This is a genomic window from Allobosea sp. TAB14, from assembly GCF_052113865.1.
Classification (GTDB): Bacteria; Pseudomonadota; Alphaproteobacteria; order Rhizobiales; family Beijerinckiaceae; genus Allobosea; species Allobosea spartocytisi.
The window spans coordinates 36,141-52,575 of sequence record NZ_JBFRDQ010000051.1 but is presented as its reverse complement, the minus strand read 5'-3'; the positions used below and the strand labels follow the sequence as shown (position 1 = coordinate 52,575).

Genomic DNA, 16,435 nt, shown 5'->3' with positions numbered 1-16,435 from the left:
GCCTCTCGGCCAGCGCCTTCGCCATTCCCGGCCTGCTCGGCGGCCGGCGCCTCAAGATGGCGGCGACGGTCGTCTACGACGAATACATGTCGGAGCTGAACTGGCCGCTCGGCGCCGCGATCGCGATCATCGTGCTGGTCGCCAACCTCGCCATCATGCTGGGCTACAACCGTCTCGTCGAGACGCGCGCCCGCCGGGCTCTGGGCTGAGGTCGCGCGCCATGCACAAGAACGGCCCCATCGCGCTCCTCTTCCATAGCCTCGTCGTCGCCTTCGTGCTGGCGCCGCTCGTCGTGGTCTGCCTCGTCGCCTTCACGCCCGAGAACACGCTCTCGATCCCGACGACCTCGTTCTCGCTGCATTGGTTCGCCGCGATCTTCCAGCATCCCGATTTCGTGCCCTCCTTCTACAACAGCCTGTGGCTGGCGACGCTGGCCGCGACGATTTCCGTCGCGCTCGCCGTGCCGGCCGCGCTCGCCATCGACCGCAACCGGTTCCCCGGCCGCGACTGGCTGAACGGGCTCTTCCTTTCCCCGCTGATCATCCCGCATCTGGTGCTCGGCGTCGCCCTTCTGCGCCTTTTCGCGCTCATCGGCGCGACCGGTTCCTTCGCCTGGCTGGTGGCCAGCCATGTCATCATCGTCACGCCCTATGTGATGCGCCTCGTCATGGCCGCCTTCACCGGCATGGACCGCAGCGCCGAGCAGGCGGCCGAGACGCTCGGCGCCTCGCACTGGACCGTGTTCCGCCGGATCACCGCGCCAATGATCCTGCCCGGCATCACCGGCGGCTGGCTGCTCGCCTTCATCAACAGCTTCGACGAACTGACCATGTCGATCTTCGTCACCTCGCCGCAGACGGTGACGCTGCCGGTCCGCATGTACATGTACGCGACCGAGTCTATCGATCCGATGATGGCGGCGGTGTCGGCCCTGATGATCGCGTTGACCGCCGGCGCCATGCTGGTGCTCGACCGCGCCTTCGGCCTCGACAAGATCCTCGTCGGCCAGAAGTGACGATCATGCCGCTGTTGCATCGCATCGCCCGCAAGGATCATCCCGTCATCGCCTTCACGCTTGACGGCGCGCCTTGCGAGGGCCGGGCCGGCGACACGCTGCTGAGCGCGATCCTGAACCGCACGGAGAGCCTGCGCCGCACCGAGTTCACCGGCGAGCCGCGCGCCGGCTTCTGCCAGATGGGCGCCTGCCAGGATTGCTGGGTCGCGACCGAGACCGGCGAGCGCCTGCGCGCCTGCACGACACCGCTTCAGCCCGGCATGAACATCGTCACCGGGACGGCGAGGGTGGCATGAGCGAACGCCCGCAGCCGCTGATCGTCGGTGCCGGGCCCGCCGGCATCCGCGCCGCCGAGGCACTCGTCGCGGCGGGCCTGCGCCCGTTGGTCGTCGACGAGGCGCCGGCCTGCGGCGGCCAGATCTACCGCCAGCGCCTCGTCCAGGACGGTCGCTCGACCAAGGATCTCTACGGTTCCGAAGCCGGCAAGGCCGAACGGCTCCACGCCGCCTTCGCTGCGCTCGAAGGCCGCATCGACTACTGGCCGCAAGCGCTGCTCTGGAATTTGCGTGACGGCGTGGCCGACATCGCTGTCGGCGGCACCTCCCGTCGCGTCGCCTATGACGGGCTGGTGCTCGCCACCGGCGCGACGGACCGCGTCCTGCCTGTTCCCGGCTGGACGCTCCCCGGCGTCTTTACTCTCGGTGGCTCGCAGGTCGCACTCAAGGCGCAGGGCTGCACCATCGGCAGCCGCGTTGTCTTCGCCGGCTCCGGCCCGCTGCTCTATCTCGTCGCCTGGCAATACATGAAGGCGGGCGTCGAAGTCGCCGCCGTGCTCGATGCTGCCCCGGCCTCCGCCAAGCTCAATCTCATCAAGGCCCTGCCGCTCGATCCCGGCATCGTGCTGCGCGGGGCGCGCTTCGTCGCCGAACTGCGCCTGCACGGCGTCGTCATCCGCTCCGGCATTGAGGGCCTGCGCTTCGAGGGCGAGGGCCGGGTTTCCGGCGTCTCCTGGCGGGAGGGTGGGCGCGAGCGGCACCTCGCCTGCGACGGCGTCGGCTACGGGCTCGCCTTGCGCTCCGAGACGCAGCTCGCCGATCTCGCCGGCTGCGCCTTCCGCTTCAATCAGCGTGATCGCGCCTGGCTTCCCGTGCGCGACGCCGCCGGCCGGGCCTCGGTGGCGGGTGTCTATCTCGCCGGCGATGGTGCCGGCATTGCCGGCGCCGATGCGGCCGAGCGCGCGGGCGAGCGCGCCGCACTGGCCTTGCTGGAGGATCGTGATCTCGCCATCGACAAGGCCCGTGCCGTCACGCTCGAAGCGGAGCTGGCCCGCATCGGCAAGCTGCGCGACGCGCTCGAAGCCGCCTTTCCTTTCCCGGCCCATTGGGCAGAGACGATCGACGATGCGACCACGCTCTGCCGCTGCGAGGAGATCACGGCCGGCAGCATCCGCGAGGCCGTGAACCGTCTCGATATCTCCGAGATCAACCGGCTGAAGGCGGTGAGTCGCGTCGGCATGGGCCGCTGCCAGGGCCGGATGTGCTCCTCCGCCTCTGCCGAAGTGCTGGCCGCCGCGACGGCCAAGCCGCTCGATGCCGTCGGCCGTCTGCGGGCGCAGGCCCCGGTGAAGCCGATCCCGCTCGCCCTCCAATTGGCGGCCGATCTGCCGGAGGCCGCGGCAAACCTGCCGGAGGCAGCAGAGTGAGCCGGCATCTCGACATCGACGTCGCCATCATCGGCGGCGGGCTGGTCGGCTCCTCGGCGGCGCTGGCGCTGCGCGGCATGGGCTTCAGCGTCGCCCTGCTCGACAAGGGCTTTTGCGGCGCGCAGGCGAGCGGCGTGAACTATGGCGGCGTCCGCCGGCAAGGGCGGCCGCGCGAGCAGTTGCCGCTGTCGCAGCGCGCCCATGCCATCTGGCCGCGCCTCAAGGAACTGATCGGCATCGACGGCGAGTTCCTGCGCTCCGGCCATCTCAAGCTCGCCCGCAGCGAAGCCGAGATGGCGGCGCTGGAAGCCTACGCCGAAGCGGTCGCCGATCAGGGGCTCGATCTCGAGCTCGTCTGCCATAACGGCCTGCGCGAGCGCTTTCCCTGGATCGACGGCAGCATCCTCGGTGCCTCGCTCTGCGCCGGCGACGGCCACGCCAATCCCCGCCTCGTCTCGGCGGCATTTGCCAGCGCCGCGCGCCGTGCCGGGGCGCATGTGCTGGAGAACACGCCGGTCACTGGCCTCACGCGCAATGGCGAGGGTTTCGCGCTGGAGGCGGGCGAGGGCATCGGCCTGAGCGCGCGCGTCGTCATCAACAGCGCCGGCGCCTGGGCCGACCGTTTCGCCACGGATTTCGGCGAGCCGGTGCCGCTCTCGCGCATCTATCCCTCGATGATCGTCACCGAGCCGCTGGCCCCGGTCATGACCGTCAATATCGGCATGGAAGGCGGTGGCATCTACGCCCGTCAGGTCGAACGCGGCAATGTCGTGGTCGGCGGCGAGCGCGGCCTGCCGCTCGGCGATCCCGATTTCTCGCGGCCGCGCGGCACGGGCGCGCTCGCGATCATGAACCGCACCGCCGAGATCTTCCCCGCGCTGCGCCACGCCCAGGCGATCCGCTTCTGGTCGGGGACGGAGGCGGCGATGCCGGACCGCAACCCCGTGATCGGCTTCAGCGGCACGACGCCCGGCCTGCTCCATGCCTTCGGTTTTACCGGGGCCGGCTTCCAGATCGCGCCCGGCGTCGGCGAGGTTTTGGCCGAACTCGTCCGCGACGGCCGAAGCGCGACCCCGATCGCGGCCTTTTCCATCACCCGCTTCAGCCGGCCGCCCGTGCCGCCGGAGAACGACGACCGCACCAGCCACGGCTCGGGTGCGGGTCCGCATCCAGAGCCGCAAAGCAGGGGAGCTTCAACATGACCACCCGTCGCAATCTTTTGGCCGGAACTGTCGCCGCCGTCGCGCTGGCCGCCACCGGCAGCGCCTTCGCCCAGAGCAAGACGCTCTATATCGGCATGAACGGCGGCAATTTCGAGCGCACCTATACGCAGGGCGTCTTCCCGGATTTCGAGAAGGCCAACAACGTCAAGGTCGTGGTCGTGCCCGGCACCTCGGCCGATATCCTCGCCAAGGCGACCGCGGCCAAGGACAAGCCGCAGATGCATGTCATGTTCCTCGATGACGGCGTCATGGTCCGCGCCATCGGCGCCGGCCTCTGCGAGAAGCTGAAGCCCGGCCCGGAGCTCGGCCAACTCGCGCCCGGCTCGGTCATGAAGGACAATATGGCGGCCGGCATCGACATGGGCATGACCGGCCTCGCCTACAACAAGAAGATGTTCGACGAGAAAGGCTGGGCGGCGCCGACCTCCTGGATGGATCTGGCCGACCCCAAGTTCAAGGAAAAGGTCGTCTTCCAGTCGGCCTCCGCCTCGTCCTTCGGCCTGCATGCCTTCCTGATGTTCAACCGCATCCAGGGTGGCACCGAGGCCAATGTCGAGCCCGGCTTCACCAAATTCCGCGACACGATCGGCAAGAACGTCATCGAATTCATCCCGAATTCGGCCAAGATCTCGGAGATGGTCCAGACGGGCGACGCCGCGATCTTCCCGCTGACCCCGACGGGCGTTGCCACGCTGAAGGACAAGGGCATTCCGGTCGAATACGCTCAGCCCAAGGAGGGTTCGGTGGTGCTGATGGTGGCGGAATGCGTCATCGCCAACAATTCCGAGCCGGAGCTGTCGCAGAAGCTTGCGGCCTATCTGCTCTCAGCCGAGGCGCAGGCCAAGGCGATGGCATTCGGCAACGGCGTGCCCTCGAACACCACCGCCAAGGCGCCGACGCCCGAGGCGCAGGCCAAGCTCGATGCCTTCAACATCAACATGAAGACGGCGGTCACGCTGGACTGGGACGCGATCAACGCCAAGCGCCCGGAATGGAACAGCCGCTGGAACAAGATGATCGAGCGCTGAGGCGGTCGTTCTTTCGATGAGATTACGGCCGGTCCKCGMGGACCGGCCGTTTTCGTTTCGAGGGATTCGCGTGCCGCTTCAGCCGACGCGTTCAAGTCACTGAGATGAATCACAAAGGCGCGGGTCATCCCGGACGAGCGGCAAAGCCGCGTAGATCCGGGATCCATGCCTGAGCCTTGCTCGGAGACGCTCCGGCATGGATCCCGGGTTTCCGCTTCGCTTCACCCGGGATGACTGTGCGGGGAACGACAAGGCAATGTGCCGATCCCGTCGGCCTCACATCTCCTCGACATAGCGGCGGCGCAGATGCGCCTTGAACACCGCGGCGTCGAGCGGCCTCCCGGTCGCTTCCGTCAGCAGGGCATCGGTCGAGAGCAGCGAGCCCTTGCCGTGGATGTTCGCGCGCAGCCAGCCGACGAGCGGCGAGAAATCGCCCTTGCCGATGCCGGGCAGGATGCCGGGCTCGGCCCGCGTCGCCGCGTCGAAGATCTGGGCTGCCGTCATCGCGCCGAGCGAATAGGTCGGGAAATAGCCCCAGCCGCCCGAGGGCCAGTGGATGTCCTGCAGGCAGCCGCGCCGGTCATCCGGCACGGTGACGCCGAGCAGGGATTTCATCCCGTCGTTCCAGGCGGCGGGCAGTTCGGCAAGCGGCATGGCGTCGGCGATCAATGCCTTCTCCAGCCGGTAGCGCAGGATGATATGGGCGGGGTAGGTCACCTCGTCGGCGTCGACGCGGATGAAGCCGGGCTCGACGCGGGTGTAGCGGCGCCACATCGCCTCGGGCTCCCAAGCCGGGCCGGCGCCGCCGAAACTCTCCCGCATCAGCGGCGTGGCGAAGGCGAGGAACTGGCGCGAGCGGCAGGCCTGCATCTCCATCAGCAGCGATTGGCTCTCATGGATGCTCATGCTGCGGGCGGCGCCGACCGGCTGGTTCAGATAGCCTTGCGGCCGGCCCTGCTCGTAGAGCGCATGGCCGGTCTCGTGCAGCACGCCCATCAGCGCCTTGGTGAAATCGGCCTCGTCGTAGCGCGTGGTGATGCGGACGTCGTTGTCGGCTCCGCCGCAGAACGGATGCGTCGAGATGTCGAGCCGGCCGCGCTCGAAATCATAGCCGAGCGCCGCCATCAGCCTGAGGCCGAGCGCCCGCTGCGTCTCGGTCGCGAAGGGGCCCACGAGCGGCTCCTGCGCCGGCCGGCGCGCCTGCACCGCAACGACCTCCTGGGTGAAGCCGGGCAGGAAATCGGCGAGGTCGTCGAACAGCGCGTCGATCTTGGCCGAGCTTCCGCCGGGCTCGTAATCGTTGAGCAGGGCGTCATAAGGTGAAAGCCCGAGCTTCTCGCCCTTGGCCCGGCCGATCTGACGCTGGAGGTTCAACACCTCGGCGAGATAGGGCAGGAGCCCGGCGAAGTCGGACTCGGCCCGCGCCTGCCGCCAGCGCATCTCGCAAGCCGAGACGGCCTTGCTCGAGGCCTCGACGAGATCGGCCGGCAGGGCGGTCTCGACCGTCCAGACGCGCCGGATCTCGCGCAGATTGGCCTTTTCCCAGGCGCCGAGCGAGCCGTCGCTCTCGGCCTTGGCCAGCCAGTCGCCGATCCTTGCATCCGTCACCATGCCATGGCGCAGCACCTGCAGCAGCGCCATGCTCTCGGCCCGCGTCTCGGCGGCTCCCTTCGGCATCATCACATCGGAATCCCATTGCAGGATGCCGACGGCGTTGGAGAGGGCACTGATGCGGCCGAAATGGGCGGCGAGATCGGAATAGGCGGTCATGGGGTTTGGCTCTGTGCTTTCGTGTCTTGTGCGCTGTCATCCCGGACGAAGCGAAGCGCAGATCCGGGATCCATGCCTGAGCGCTCGTCGGTTGCGTTCCGGCCTGGATCCCGGGTCTCCCTGCGGTCGCCCGGGATGAYGACGGAGCGAATCTGGAGAATTCAGGCGAACAGCTTGGAATATTGCCGYGGCTGSGAGCGCAGATACTGGTTCGGCGCCTTGACGCTGGCRCCGAGGGCCGCCGCCGCATGCCAGGGCCAGCGCGGATCGTAGAGGATGCCGCGCGCCAGCCCGACGAGGTCGGCCTCGCCGGTGCCGACGATGGCCTCCGCCTGCTCGGGCTCGGTGATCAGGCCGACCGCGATGGTGCTCATGCCCGTCGCCTCCTTCACGGCTCGCGCCAGCGGCACCTGGTAGCTCGGGCCGAGCGGGATCTTCTGCGCGGCCGAGAGCCCGCCGCTGGAGACATGGATGAAATCGGCGCCGCGAGCCTTGGCGGCCTTGGAGAAAGCGATGCTCTGCTCGACATCCCAGCCGCCGTCGACCCAATCCGTGCCGGAAATGCGGAAGCCGACCGGATAGCCCGCCGGCACGACCGCCCGCACCGCGTCGAAGACCGCGAGCGGAAAGCGCATCCGGTTTTCCAGCGAGCCRCCATATTCGTCCTCGCGCCGGTTGGAGAGCGGCGAGAGGAACTGGTGCATCAGATAGCCATGGGCGGCATGCAGCTCGATCGCCGCGAGGCCGAGCCGCACGGCGCGCTGCGCCGAGGCGGCGAAAGCCTCGACGATCCGGGCGATGTCGCCTCCCGTCAACGAGCGGGGCGGGCGGGGATAGCTCTCGAAGCCGACCTCCGAGGGGGCATGGACCGTCCAGCCGCCCTCGTTGAGGCCGAGCTGGTGGCCGCCCTTCCAGGGACGATCCACTGAGGCCTTGCGGCCGGCATGGGCGAGCTGGACGCCGATCGGCATATCCGACCAGCGACGCGCCGAATCGAGCACTTTCGCCAGTGCGGCCTCGTTCTCGTCCGACCACAGGCCGAGATCGAAGGGGCTGATCCGTCCGTCCGGCTCCACCGCCGTCGCCTCGAGGAAGAGCAGGGCGGCGCCCGAGAGGGCGAGGTTGCCGAGATGGATCACGTGCCAGTCGCTGGCATTGCCGTCTTCGGCCGAATATTGGCACATCGGCGCGATGACGATCCGGTTGGCAAGGGTAAGATTGCCAAGCTGATAGGGGCTGAAAAGCTGGCTCATGGGGAAGGGCGGCTCTGGGTGAGGGGATGTTGCCCGTAGTCTAGAAGCTCTGCGCCGCGGGAAGCCAGAGCCGTTCACGCAAATGCGCTGCCTCATCGACGCGGGGCCACCCCTCGCCAAGGCGCGGCGGGATGATAGCCTGCCGCCGATCCTCGCCGTCACGGAGTCCATCGCATGTCAGATCACGCGGAAACTGTTCTGCTCGAACGGGATGGCGGCGTCGCCGTGCTGACGCTCAACCGCCCGGCCGTGCTGAACGCCCTCGATGCGCCGATGGCGGAGCTGTTCCTCGCCCGCGTGAAGGATATCGCGGCGCGCGGCGACAGCCGCGCCATCCTGCTGAAGGGTGCGGGCAAGGGTTTTTGCGCCGGCGGCGACGTTTCGCAATTCCTGGCCGGCGGCGACCCCGCCGTGACGATTCCCGCGATCATGGAGCCGCTGCACGAGGCCCTGCTGTTGCTCGATCGCCTCCCGCAGCCCTCCGTCGCCTGCCTGCATGGGGCGGTGGCGGGTGGCGGCTTCAGCCTCGCGCTCGGTTGCGACCTTGCCGTCGCGGCCGAGAACGCCCGTTTCGCGATGGCCTATTCCCGCCTCGGCACGACGCCGGATCTCGGCGGCTCCTTCCGCCTGTCGCGCCTGGTCGGCTTGCGCAAGGCGAAGGAGATCGCGCTGCTGGCCGAGCCTTTTGACGCCGCCGAGGCGCTGCGGCTGGGCCTCGTCAACCGCGTGGTCCCCAACGAACAGGCGGAAGCGGAGGCGCTCGCTCTCGCCCGCCGCCTCGCAGAAGGGCCGACGCAGGCCTATGGCCGCGTCCGCCACCTGCTGACGGAGGCGGCCGGCCATGATCTCGCCGCCCATCTGGCTGCCGAAGAGCGCGCCTTCGCGGAATCGACCGCCACCGCCGATTTCCGGGAGGGCGTGGCGGCCTTCCTGGAGAAGCGCCCGGCCCGGTTCGGGGGCGAATGAGGCCCGCAAAGGGCCACGCCGTGTCGGGCGGAGGCCGCCCTTCTGGCTCGGCCCGGTGCCGCGCCTGGCATGGTCGGGCAATTTCTCGCAGTTGCGAAATCGTGACTATAAAACCGCCGCAATCTGACTTACTATGAGCAGGCTTACAATCACGGAGGCCTATGCATGAAGCGCCCCCTGCGGCGGGAGCTGATGTTTCAGCTTGTCGAAACCTCTCGCCTGATGAGGACCTATGTCGATCAACGTGCGCGGGAGCACGGAACGACACGGGCGCAATGGGGCGTTCTGGCGCGGTTGCGCCGCCAGGAAGGACTGAACCAGGCCGCGCTGGCCGAGCAGATGGATCTGCAGCCCATCTCGCTGGCGCGCCTGCTCGACCGCCTGCAGCATCAGGGCTTGATCGAGCGCCGCGAGAATCCGGCCGATCGCAGGGCTTATCTCCTCTATCTCAGCCCGACGGGCCGGCGACTGGTCGATGATCTCGACGAGGTGCGTGGCACGATCGCGCATGAGCTGCTCGGCTCGGTCGGAGACGACGCGATCCTGTCGGCGCTCGATACGCTCGGGGCGATCCGTGAGCAGATCCGGCCCCAGCGGGCGGATGACAAGACGCAGCAGCCGCTTTCGGCTGGTCGCATGGCCTGAGCCGGTGGGGCAACTATGAAGCGTTCGGGATTTCTTGTCGGCTTCGTTCTGGTCGCCGCTGTTGCGGCGGGCGTCTGGTATACGCGTTCGCAGGGCGAGAAGGCGCCGCAGGCCGCCGGTGCCGGGCGTGGYGCCCCCGCGGTGTCTGTGGTGTCGGCGGTGGCGGAGCAGGCGGATTTCCCGATCCGCAAGCACGCCATCGGCTTCGTCGAGACGCCGGCGAGCGTGACGGTGAAGTCGCGTATCGACAGCCAGATCGTCGCGCAGCACGTCACCGACGGCCAGTTCGTCAAGGCGGGCGACCTGCTGTTCACGCTCGACGACCGCGACATCAAGGCCCAGATCGCCAAGGACGAGGCGATGCTCCTGCGCGACGAGGCGACCCATACGCGCAACGTCGCCGATCTCGAACGCTACAAGCAGCTTTTCGCCCGTAATGCCGGCACCCAGCAGCAGGTGGATCTGGGCACGGCCGACGAGAAGAGCTCGGCCGCCAACATCCAGGCCGACCATGCGACGCTCGACGCCGACAGGCTCAAGCTGAGCTATACCCGCATCCTCGCCCCCATCGACGGGCGTGTCGGCGCCGTGATGGTCACGCCGGGCAATCTCGTCAGCGCCAACAGCAACAACAGCAGCACCGGCCTCCTGACGATCACGCAGATGAAGCCGCTGCGCGTCTCCTTCGCCTTGCCCGAGAGCGAGCTGCCGACGCTGCATGCCGCGCTTCTCGCGCCGGATTCGGCCGTGGTCACGGCGAAAATTCCCCAGGCCGGCGACCAGCCGGCGGTGGGCAAGCTCAACTTCGTCGATTCCAATGTCGACATCACTTCGGGCACGATCACGGCCAAGGCGGCCTTCGCCAATGACGATCTGCGTCTCTGGCCGGGCCAGTATGTCGATGTCGAGTTCATCCCGGACACGCTGAAGGGCGTCACCGTCATCCCGACCGTCGCGGTGCAGACCGGCCAGAAAGGTCCCTACGTCTTCGTCGCCAAGGCGAATGCGACGGTGGATCTGCGCCAGATCAAGGTCGCGCTCAGCGATGGCGGCAAGACGGCGGTGACGGAAGGCCTCGCGCCGGGCGAGCGCGTCGTCGTCGACGGCCAGATGCGCCTGAAGCAGGGCACGGCGGTGCGCGAACGGGGAGCCAGCGGCGAGAAGGCGCCGGTGAGCACGCCGGTCGCGCAGGAGGGGCACTCATGAACGTCTCGTCCTTCTGCATCAGGCACCCGGTCGCGACCATCCTGATGTCGGTCGCGCTGGTGCTGGCCGGGACGTTCGCCTATCGCTTCCTGCCGGTGGCGGCGCTGCCGCGCGCCGAGTTCCCGGTCGTCAACGTCTCGGCCCAGTTGCCCGGCGCTTCGCCCGACACGATGGCGACCTCGGTCGCCACGCCGCTGATCAAGCAGTTCGGCACGATCGCGGGCATCGATTCGATCTCCACCATCAACGCGCAAGGATCGACCTCGATCGCGATCCAGTTCGTGCTGAACCGCGACATCGACGCGGCCGCGGCCGACGTGCAGGCGGCGATCACGCGCACGCAGAAGCAGTTGCCGATCGAGATGACGACGCCGCCGAGCTATCGCAAGGTGAATCCGGCCGACGCGCCGATCATCCTGATGGCGCTGAAGAGCGACGTCGTGCCGCTCTCCGATCTCGACGCCTTCGCCCAGCAGGTGATCTCGCCCGCGCTCTCGACGGTGGATGGCGTCGCGCAGGTSCTGATCTTCGGCAGCCAGAAATACGCSGTSCGCATCCRSATCGACCCGACSGCGCTKGCSGCKCGCGGCATCGGCCTCGACGAATTGCAGGCCGCCATCACCGCGACCAACGCCAACACGCCGGTCGGCACCATCCAGAACAGCGCCCAGCAGCTCACCATCGAGGCGCATACCCAGCTCGCCGACGCGGCGCAGTTCGCCAACGTCATCATCACCACCCGCTCGGGCAAGCCGGTGCGCCTCGGCGACGTCGCCAAGGTGATCGATTCCGTCGAGAACACCCAGACCCGCAGCAGCTATGACGGCGTTCCGGCGATCGTGCTCGCGGTGCAGCGCCAGCCCGACGCCAACACCGTCGAGGTGGTCGATCGCGTCAAGGCGATGATCCCGGCCTTCGAGGAGCAGTTGCCGGCCGCGGCCTCGCTCTCGCTGCTGAACGACCGCTCGACCTCGATCCGCCAGGCGGTGGACGACGTGCAGTTCACGCTGCTGCTCACCGTCGCGCTGGTCGTCATGGTCATCTTCGTCTTCCTGCGCCGCGTCGCCGCGACCTTCATCCCGGCGGTGGCGAGATCGGCTTCACCATCATCTCGATCTCGCTCTCGCTGGTCGCGGTCTTCATTCCGGTCCTGCTCATGGGCGGCGTCGTCGGGCGCATCTTCAACGAGTTCGCGGTGGTGGTGACGGTCTCGATCCTGGCCTCCGCCTTCGTCTCGCTGACGCTCACGCCGATGCTCTGCTCGCGCCTGCTCTCGGGCTATGGCGAGCATCATCAGGAGAATGCCGTCGGGCGCTGGCTCGAGAAGGGTTTCGAGGCGCTGTTGCGTGGCTATGACCGCGGCCTCGCCTTCTGCCTGCGCTTCCAGCCGGTGGTGCTGCTCGCCTTCTTCGCGACCATGGCCGGCACGGTCTGGCTGATGCAGACCTCGCCGAAGGGCTTCTTCCCGCAGGAGGATATCGGCCAGCTTCAGGTCGCGACCGAGACGCGGCAGGACGTGTCCTTCGACGCCATGCAGAAGCTGCAGCGGCAGGTCGCCGACATCTTCATGCATTCACCCTATGTCGCCCATGTCGCGTCCAGTGTCGGCGCGACCAACGGCAATGCCGGCGCGCTCAATGCCGGGCGCCTCTTCGTCGAGCTGAAGCCGCAGGACAAGCGGCCGCAGCTCTCCGTCGTGCTGTCGTCGCTGCGGCGCGATCTCGCGCAGGTGCCGGGCATCAACACCTATATGACGCCGGTCCAGAACCTCAATATCGGCGCGCGCTCCTCGAAGAGCCAGTACCAGCTCGTCGTCCAGGGCCTCGACCAGAAGGCGATGAACGACGGGGCGCTACGCCTCGCCGACGCCATGAGCCGCGAGCCCTCGACCTTCCTCGACGTGACCACCGACCTGCAGAACAACGCCCTGCAGGCGACGGTGATCATCGACCGCGACAAGGCCAACCAGCTCGGCATCGGCTCGGACATCCTGCGCTCGACGCTCTATTCGGGCTTCGGCGTCCGGCAGGTCTCGACGATCTATACGACGGGCGACAGCTATCAGGTCGTCGTCGAGTTCAATCCCAACGACCAGTGGACGCCGGAGCGGCTGAACGCCATCCGCGTCCGCACCAAGACCGGCACCCTCGTGCCGCTCGGCGCCTTCGCCAGGATCGAGCGGACGGCGGGCCAGCTCACGGTCAACCAGCTTGGCCAGCTTCCGGCGGTGACGATCTCCTACAATCTGCCGGCCGGCGTCGCGCTCGGCGACAGCGTCAACCGCATCGGCGTGCTGAAGGAGCAGATCGGCCTGCCGAAATCGATCACGACGACGCTCGCCGGCACGGCCAAGGTCTTCCAGGACTCGCTGGCGAACCAGGGCCTCCTGATCGCGGGCGCGATCCTGACGATCTACATCGTGCTCGGCATTCTCTATGAGAGCTTCATCCACCCGCTGACCATCCTGACCGGCCTGCCTTCGGCGGCGATCGGCGCGCTCGGAGCGCTGAGGCTGTTCGACCTCGACCTCTCGGTCATCGCGATCATCGGCCTGCTGATGCTGATCGGCATCGTCAAGAAGAATGCGATCATGATGATCGACGTCGCGCTGGTGCTCCTGCGCGAGGGCGTTTCGGCGCAGGAGGCGATCCACAGGGCCTGCGTCATGCGGTTCCGGCCGATCCTGATGACGACGCTGGCGGCGCTGATGGGCACGCTGCCGATCGCGGTCGGCGCCGGCGCCAGCGCGGAACTGCGCCAGCCGCTCGGCATCGCGGTGGTCGGCGGCCTGATGATCAGCCAGGTGCTGACGCTCTTCATCACCCCCGTCCTGTTCCTTTACATGAACAGGCTCTCGGACGGGCTGGTGAAGCTCGGCGGGCTCTTCCGCAGCAACAAGCACAAGCCGGCGGGCGCGCCTCATCCGGCGGAATAGGCGTCTCGCGCCTTCCGTCATTCCCGGGGCGAAGCGCATGCAGGATAGGGCGCTTTTCCGAGATGCTCGGGTCGAGCCCGAGCATGACGTCCTTGGGTTGGCCGTATCGCAGCCTCAGGCTGCGTCGAGCCCGTAGAGCGAGTGCAGCGTGCGCACCGCGAGCTCGGTATAGGCTGCGTCGATCAGCACCGAGAACTTGATCTCGGAGGTCGTGATGGCGCGGATGTTGATGCCCTTCTCGGCCAGAGCGCGGAAGGCGCGGGCCGCGACGCCGGCATGCGAGCGCATGCCGATGCCGATCGCCGAGATCTTCACCACATCGGTCGCGCCCTGGATGTCCTGATAGGAGATCGTATCGTGCTTGCTCTCGAGCAGCGTGCGGGCGCGCTCGTAATCGGCCGTCGGCACGGTGAAGGTGATGTCGGTCGTCGCCTGGTCGTCCGAGACGACCTGGATGATCATGTCGACATTGATGTTGGCATCGGCGAGCGGGCCGAAGATCGCCGCGGCGACGCCGGGCTTGTCGGCCACGCGCCGGAGCGTGATCTGGGCTTCGTCCCGGGAGAAGGCGATGCCGGTGACGATCTGCTGTTCCACGATGTCGTCCTCGTCGCAGATGAGGGTGCCAGGATTGGGGTTTTCGGGGTCGTCGAAGGAGGAGCGCACATAGGTCGGCACGCGCTGCGTCATGGCGATCTCGACCGAGCGCACYTGYAGCACCTTSGARCCGAGCGAGGCCATTTCSAGCATYTCCTCGAAGGAGACCTTGTCCATGCGCYKSGCCTTSGGMACGAYGCGCGGRTCGGTGGTGTAGACGCCGTCGACATCGGTGTAGATGTCGCAGCGATCGGCCTTCAGGCCGGCGGCGAGCGCGACAGCGCTGGTGTCGGAGCCGCCGCGGCCCAGCGTCACGATGCGGTGCGTGCGCGGGTTCACGCCCTGGAAGCCCGAGCAGACCGCGATCTCGCGGTTGCGGTCGAAGCCGGCGAGGATGCCGGCGCCGTCGACGCTCTCGATCCGGGCAGCGCCATGCGCGTCCGAGCCGTAGAGCGGGATCTGCCAGCCCTGCCAGGAGCGGGCCGGCAGGCCCATCTCCTGCAGCACGATCGCCATCAGGCCCGAGGTGACCTGCTCGCCCGAGGCGACGACGACGTCGTATTCCGCCTGATCGTGCAGCGGCGCCGCTTCCTTGGCCCAGGCGACGAGCTCGTTGGTTTTGCCCGACATCGCCGAAACCACGACCGCGACCTCGTTGCCCGCGTCGAATTCGCGTTTGACGTGTCGCGCCGCGTTCTTGATGCGCTCGACAGTGGCGACGGAGGTGCCGCCGAATTTCATCACCAGACGGGCCATGACGATCTTTTGGCTCTCGATAGCTGTCCCGGTTGGAAAGCCGGGTCGAAACGTCGCCCTCGCACTGGCGGCGGGGCGGGTGTAGATGACGGGCGGCAGGCGCGGTGTCAATGCGGCGCCGCATAAACGAGGGACCGGTTCATGGCGGCTGCGACGCAACGCACAGGCTCGACGATCGACCCGGCCGAGGTCGCCCGCTTCGATGCGATCGCGCGCGACTGGTGGGATCCGAAGGGGCCGATGGCGGTCCTGCACAAGTTCAACCCCGTGCGCCTCGCCTATGTCCGTGACGAGGCCTGCACGCATTTCGGCCGCGATCCCAAGCAGATGCGGTCGCTCGAAGGTCTGACGCTGGTCGATATCGGCTGCGGTGGCGGCGTGCTCTCCGAGCCGCTGGCGAGGCTGGGTGCTGAGGTGACGGGGCTCGACCCGGCGCCGACCAATATCGCCGTCGCCCGCGCCCATGCCGAGAAGGGCGGGCTCACCATCGACTATCGCGAGGAGACGATCGAGGCGGTCGTCGCCTCCGGCCAGCGCTTCGACATCGTGCTGGCGATGGAGGTSGTCGAGCATGTCGCSGATGTCGAGGCCTTCGTCGSCGCCTGCTGCGCGGCGGTGAAGCCCGGCGGGCTCCTCGTCATGGCGACGCTCAACCGCACGCTGAAATCCTATGCGCTCGCCATCGTCGGCGCCGAGTATGTGCTGCGCTGGTTGCCCCGGGGCACGCATGACTGGGAGAAGTTCGTCACCCCGGCCGAGCTCGGCGGTGCGATCGAGAGCAACGGCTTCACGCTGGGCACGCAGACCGGCGTTGTCTTCAACCCGCTGACCGGCCGCTGGAGCGCCGCGCGGGATATGGACGTCAACTACATGCTCGCCGCCAGCCGCGGCGACTGAAAGCCCGGCGTCTCAGGGGCGCAGGACCGCCAGGACGAGCAGGAGCAAAAGCCCCGAGCCGGTCGCGATGCCCGCCTTGACGGCCGCGGCATCGAAGCGCGTCGGGAAGCCGTAGCGATGCCAGAGCCAGGCGCCGATAAAGGCGCCGATCAGGATGATGCCGGCGTTGAAGCCGGTGCCGTAGGCGTTCTCCCCGAGCAGCAGATCGGCAATCCAGCCGAACATCAGGGCGGCGAGCAGGATCAGGACCACGACGAGGATCAGCGACAGAAGCGGCAGATCGGGCAGGCCGACGATCGTCAATAGGGCGCGCATGGCTTTCTCGCCTCGCTTGAACGGCTTGATCATCTGCCGAAACCGTGAAGGAATCGGCAAAATCCCGATTTCGGGCGATCATTTTGCGCTGCAAGGTAATTCCTTAGGCGAATGGCGCGTTGCAACA

The 16,435-nt window shown here is 67.8% G+C and carries 13 protein-coding genes and 2 pseudogenes; 11 read left to right on the top strand and 4 right to left on the bottom strand.

Going from position 1 to position 16,435, the window contains the following annotated elements:
- The 6 genes and pseudogenes from AB4Y99_RS10205 to AB4Y99_RS10180 all read left to right on the top strand — a co-directional run.
- Nucleotides 1-209, top strand: a pseudogene (locus AB4Y99_RS10205) (ABC transporter permease); the annotation flags it as partial.
- A gap of 11 nt (nucleotides 210-220) precedes the next feature.
- Nucleotides 221-1,015, top strand: a complete 795-nt coding sequence (locus AB4Y99_RS10200; protein ID WP_441523228.1) for an ABC transporter permease — start codon at nucleotides 221-223, stop codon at nucleotides 1,013-1,015.
- 5 nt (nucleotides 1,016-1,020) lie between these two features.
- Nucleotides 1,021-1,311: a (2Fe-2S)-binding protein gene (locus tag AB4Y99_RS10195; protein ID WP_038368864.1), complete on the top strand. Its 291-nt coding sequence runs from the start codon at nucleotides 1,021-1,023 to the stop codon at nucleotides 1,309-1,311.
- Nucleotides 1,308-2,717: an FAD/NAD(P)-dependent oxidoreductase gene (locus tag AB4Y99_RS10190; protein ID WP_441523227.1), complete on the top strand. Its 1,410-nt coding sequence runs from the start codon at nucleotides 1,308-1,310 to the stop codon at nucleotides 2,715-2,717. The genes AB4Y99_RS10195 and AB4Y99_RS10190 overlap by 4 nt, the downstream gene beginning before the upstream one ends.
- Nucleotides 2,714-3,919, top strand: a complete 1,206-nt coding sequence (locus AB4Y99_RS10185; protein WP_441523226.1) for an NAD(P)/FAD-dependent oxidoreductase — start codon at nucleotides 2,714-2,716, stop codon at nucleotides 3,917-3,919. The genes AB4Y99_RS10190 and AB4Y99_RS10185 overlap by 4 nt, the downstream gene beginning before the upstream one ends.
- Nucleotides 3,916-4,968 (top strand): extracellular solute-binding protein, encoded by a 1,053-nt coding sequence (locus AB4Y99_RS10180; RefSeq protein WP_441523225.1) that lies wholly within the window; start codon nucleotides 3,916-3,918, stop codon nucleotides 4,966-4,968. The genes AB4Y99_RS10185 and AB4Y99_RS10180 overlap by 4 nt, the downstream gene beginning before the upstream one ends.
- A 276-nt stretch (nucleotides 4,969-5,244) precedes the next feature.
- On the opposite strand, the gene AB4Y99_RS10175 is transcribed toward AB4Y99_RS10180, so the two are convergent.
- Both AB4Y99_RS10175 and AB4Y99_RS10170 read right to left on the bottom strand, forming a co-directional pair.
- Complete coding sequence (locus tag AB4Y99_RS10175) at nucleotides 5,245-6,738, bottom strand: carboxypeptidase M32 (protein WP_441523224.1); 1,494 nt, start codon at nucleotides 6,736-6,738, stop codon at nucleotides 5,245-5,247.
- A gap of 161 nt (nucleotides 6,739-6,899) precedes the next feature.
- Complete coding sequence (locus AB4Y99_RS10170; RefSeq protein ID WP_441523223.1) at nucleotides 6,900-7,991, bottom strand: NADH:flavin oxidoreductase/NADH oxidase; 1,092 nt, start codon at nucleotides 7,989-7,991, stop codon at nucleotides 6,900-6,902.
- A gap of 174 nt (nucleotides 7,992-8,165) precedes the next feature.
- Between AB4Y99_RS10170 and AB4Y99_RS10165 the strand changes: the two genes are divergently transcribed.
- The 4 genes and pseudogenes from AB4Y99_RS10165 to AB4Y99_RS10150 all read left to right on the top strand — a co-directional run bounded on the left by AB4Y99_RS10165 (nucleotide 8,166) and on the right by AB4Y99_RS10150 (nucleotide 13,743).
- Nucleotides 8,166-8,957 (top strand): enoyl-CoA hydratase/isomerase family protein, encoded by a 792-nt coding sequence (locus tag AB4Y99_RS10165; protein ID WP_191123393.1) that lies wholly within the window; start codon nucleotides 8,166-8,168, stop codon nucleotides 8,955-8,957.
- 165 nt (nucleotides 8,958-9,122) lie between these two features.
- Nucleotides 9,123-9,602: a MarR family winged helix-turn-helix transcriptional regulator gene (locus AB4Y99_RS10160; RefSeq protein ID WP_038368391.1), complete on the top strand. Its 480-nt coding sequence runs from the start codon at nucleotides 9,123-9,125 to the stop codon at nucleotides 9,600-9,602.
- Nucleotides 9,603-9,617: 15 nt separating this feature from the next.
- On the top strand, nucleotides 9,618-10,808 hold the full coding sequence (locus tag AB4Y99_RS10155) for an efflux RND transporter periplasmic adaptor subunit (RefSeq protein ID WP_112761826.1): 1,191 nt from the start codon (nucleotides 9,618-9,620) through the stop codon (nucleotides 10,806-10,808).
- Nucleotides 10,805-13,743, top strand: a pseudogene (locus tag AB4Y99_RS10150) (efflux RND transporter permease subunit). The gene AB4Y99_RS10155 and the pseudogene AB4Y99_RS10150 overlap by 4 nt, the downstream one beginning before the upstream one ends.
- A 114-nt stretch (nucleotides 13,744-13,857) precedes the next feature.
- Here AB4Y99_RS10150 and AB4Y99_RS10145 read toward each other — a convergent pair.
- Entirely contained in the window at nucleotides 13,858-15,096 is a 1,239-nt protein-coding gene (locus AB4Y99_RS10145) for an aspartate kinase (protein ID WP_441523222.1), read from the bottom strand.
- 141 nt (nucleotides 15,097-15,237) lie between these two features.
- On the opposite strand from AB4Y99_RS10145, the gene ubiG reads away from it, so the two are divergent.
- Nucleotides 15,238-15,993, top strand: a complete 756-nt coding sequence (gene ubiG, locus AB4Y99_RS10140; RefSeq protein ID WP_441523221.1) for a bifunctional 2-polyprenyl-6-hydroxyphenol methylase/3-demethylubiquinol 3-O-methyltransferase UbiG — start codon at nucleotides 15,238-15,240, stop codon at nucleotides 15,991-15,993.
- 12 nt (nucleotides 15,994-16,005) lie between these two features.
- Here the strand turns inward: ubiG and AB4Y99_RS10135 are convergent, their stop codons facing one another.
- Nucleotides 16,006-16,308, bottom strand: coding sequence for a hypothetical protein (locus tag AB4Y99_RS10135; RefSeq protein WP_441523220.1), 303 nt, complete (start codon nucleotides 16,306-16,308; stop codon nucleotides 16,006-16,008).
- Nucleotides 16,309-16,435: the final 127 nt, after the last annotated feature.

Excerpts from the sequence above, each read along its gene's own strand:
- AB4Y99_RS10165 (WP_191123393.1), top strand. The coding sequence starts at position 8,166 with ATGTCAGATCACGCGGAAACTGTTCTGCTCGAACGGGATGGCGGCGTC.
- AB4Y99_RS10190 (WP_441523227.1), top strand. The coding sequence starts at position 1,308 with ATGAGCGAACGCCCGCAGCCGCTGATCGTCGGTGCCGGGCCCGCCGGC.
- AB4Y99_RS10175 (WP_441523224.1), bottom strand. The coding sequence starts at position 6,738 with ATGACCGCCTATTCCGATCTCGCCGCCCATTTCGGCCGCATCAGTGCC.
- AB4Y99_RS10195 (WP_038368864.1), top strand. The coding sequence starts at position 1,021 with ATGCCGCTGTTGCATCGCATCGCCCGCAAGGATCATCCCGTCATCGCC.
- AB4Y99_RS10200 (WP_441523228.1), top strand. The coding sequence starts at position 221 with ATGCACAAGAACGGCCCCATCGCGCTCCTCTTCCATAGCCTCGTCGTC.
- AB4Y99_RS10160 (WP_038368391.1), top strand. The coding sequence starts at position 9,123 with ATGAAGCGCCCCCTGCGGCGGGAGCTGATGTTTCAGCTTGTCGAAACC.
- AB4Y99_RS10180 (WP_441523225.1), top strand. The coding sequence starts at position 3,916 with ATGACCACCCGTCGCAATCTTTTGGCCGGAACTGTCGCCGCCGTCGCG.
- AB4Y99_RS10135 (WP_441523220.1), bottom strand. The coding sequence starts at position 16,308 with ATGCGCGCCCTATTGACGATCGTCGGCCTGCCCGATCTGCCGCTTCTG.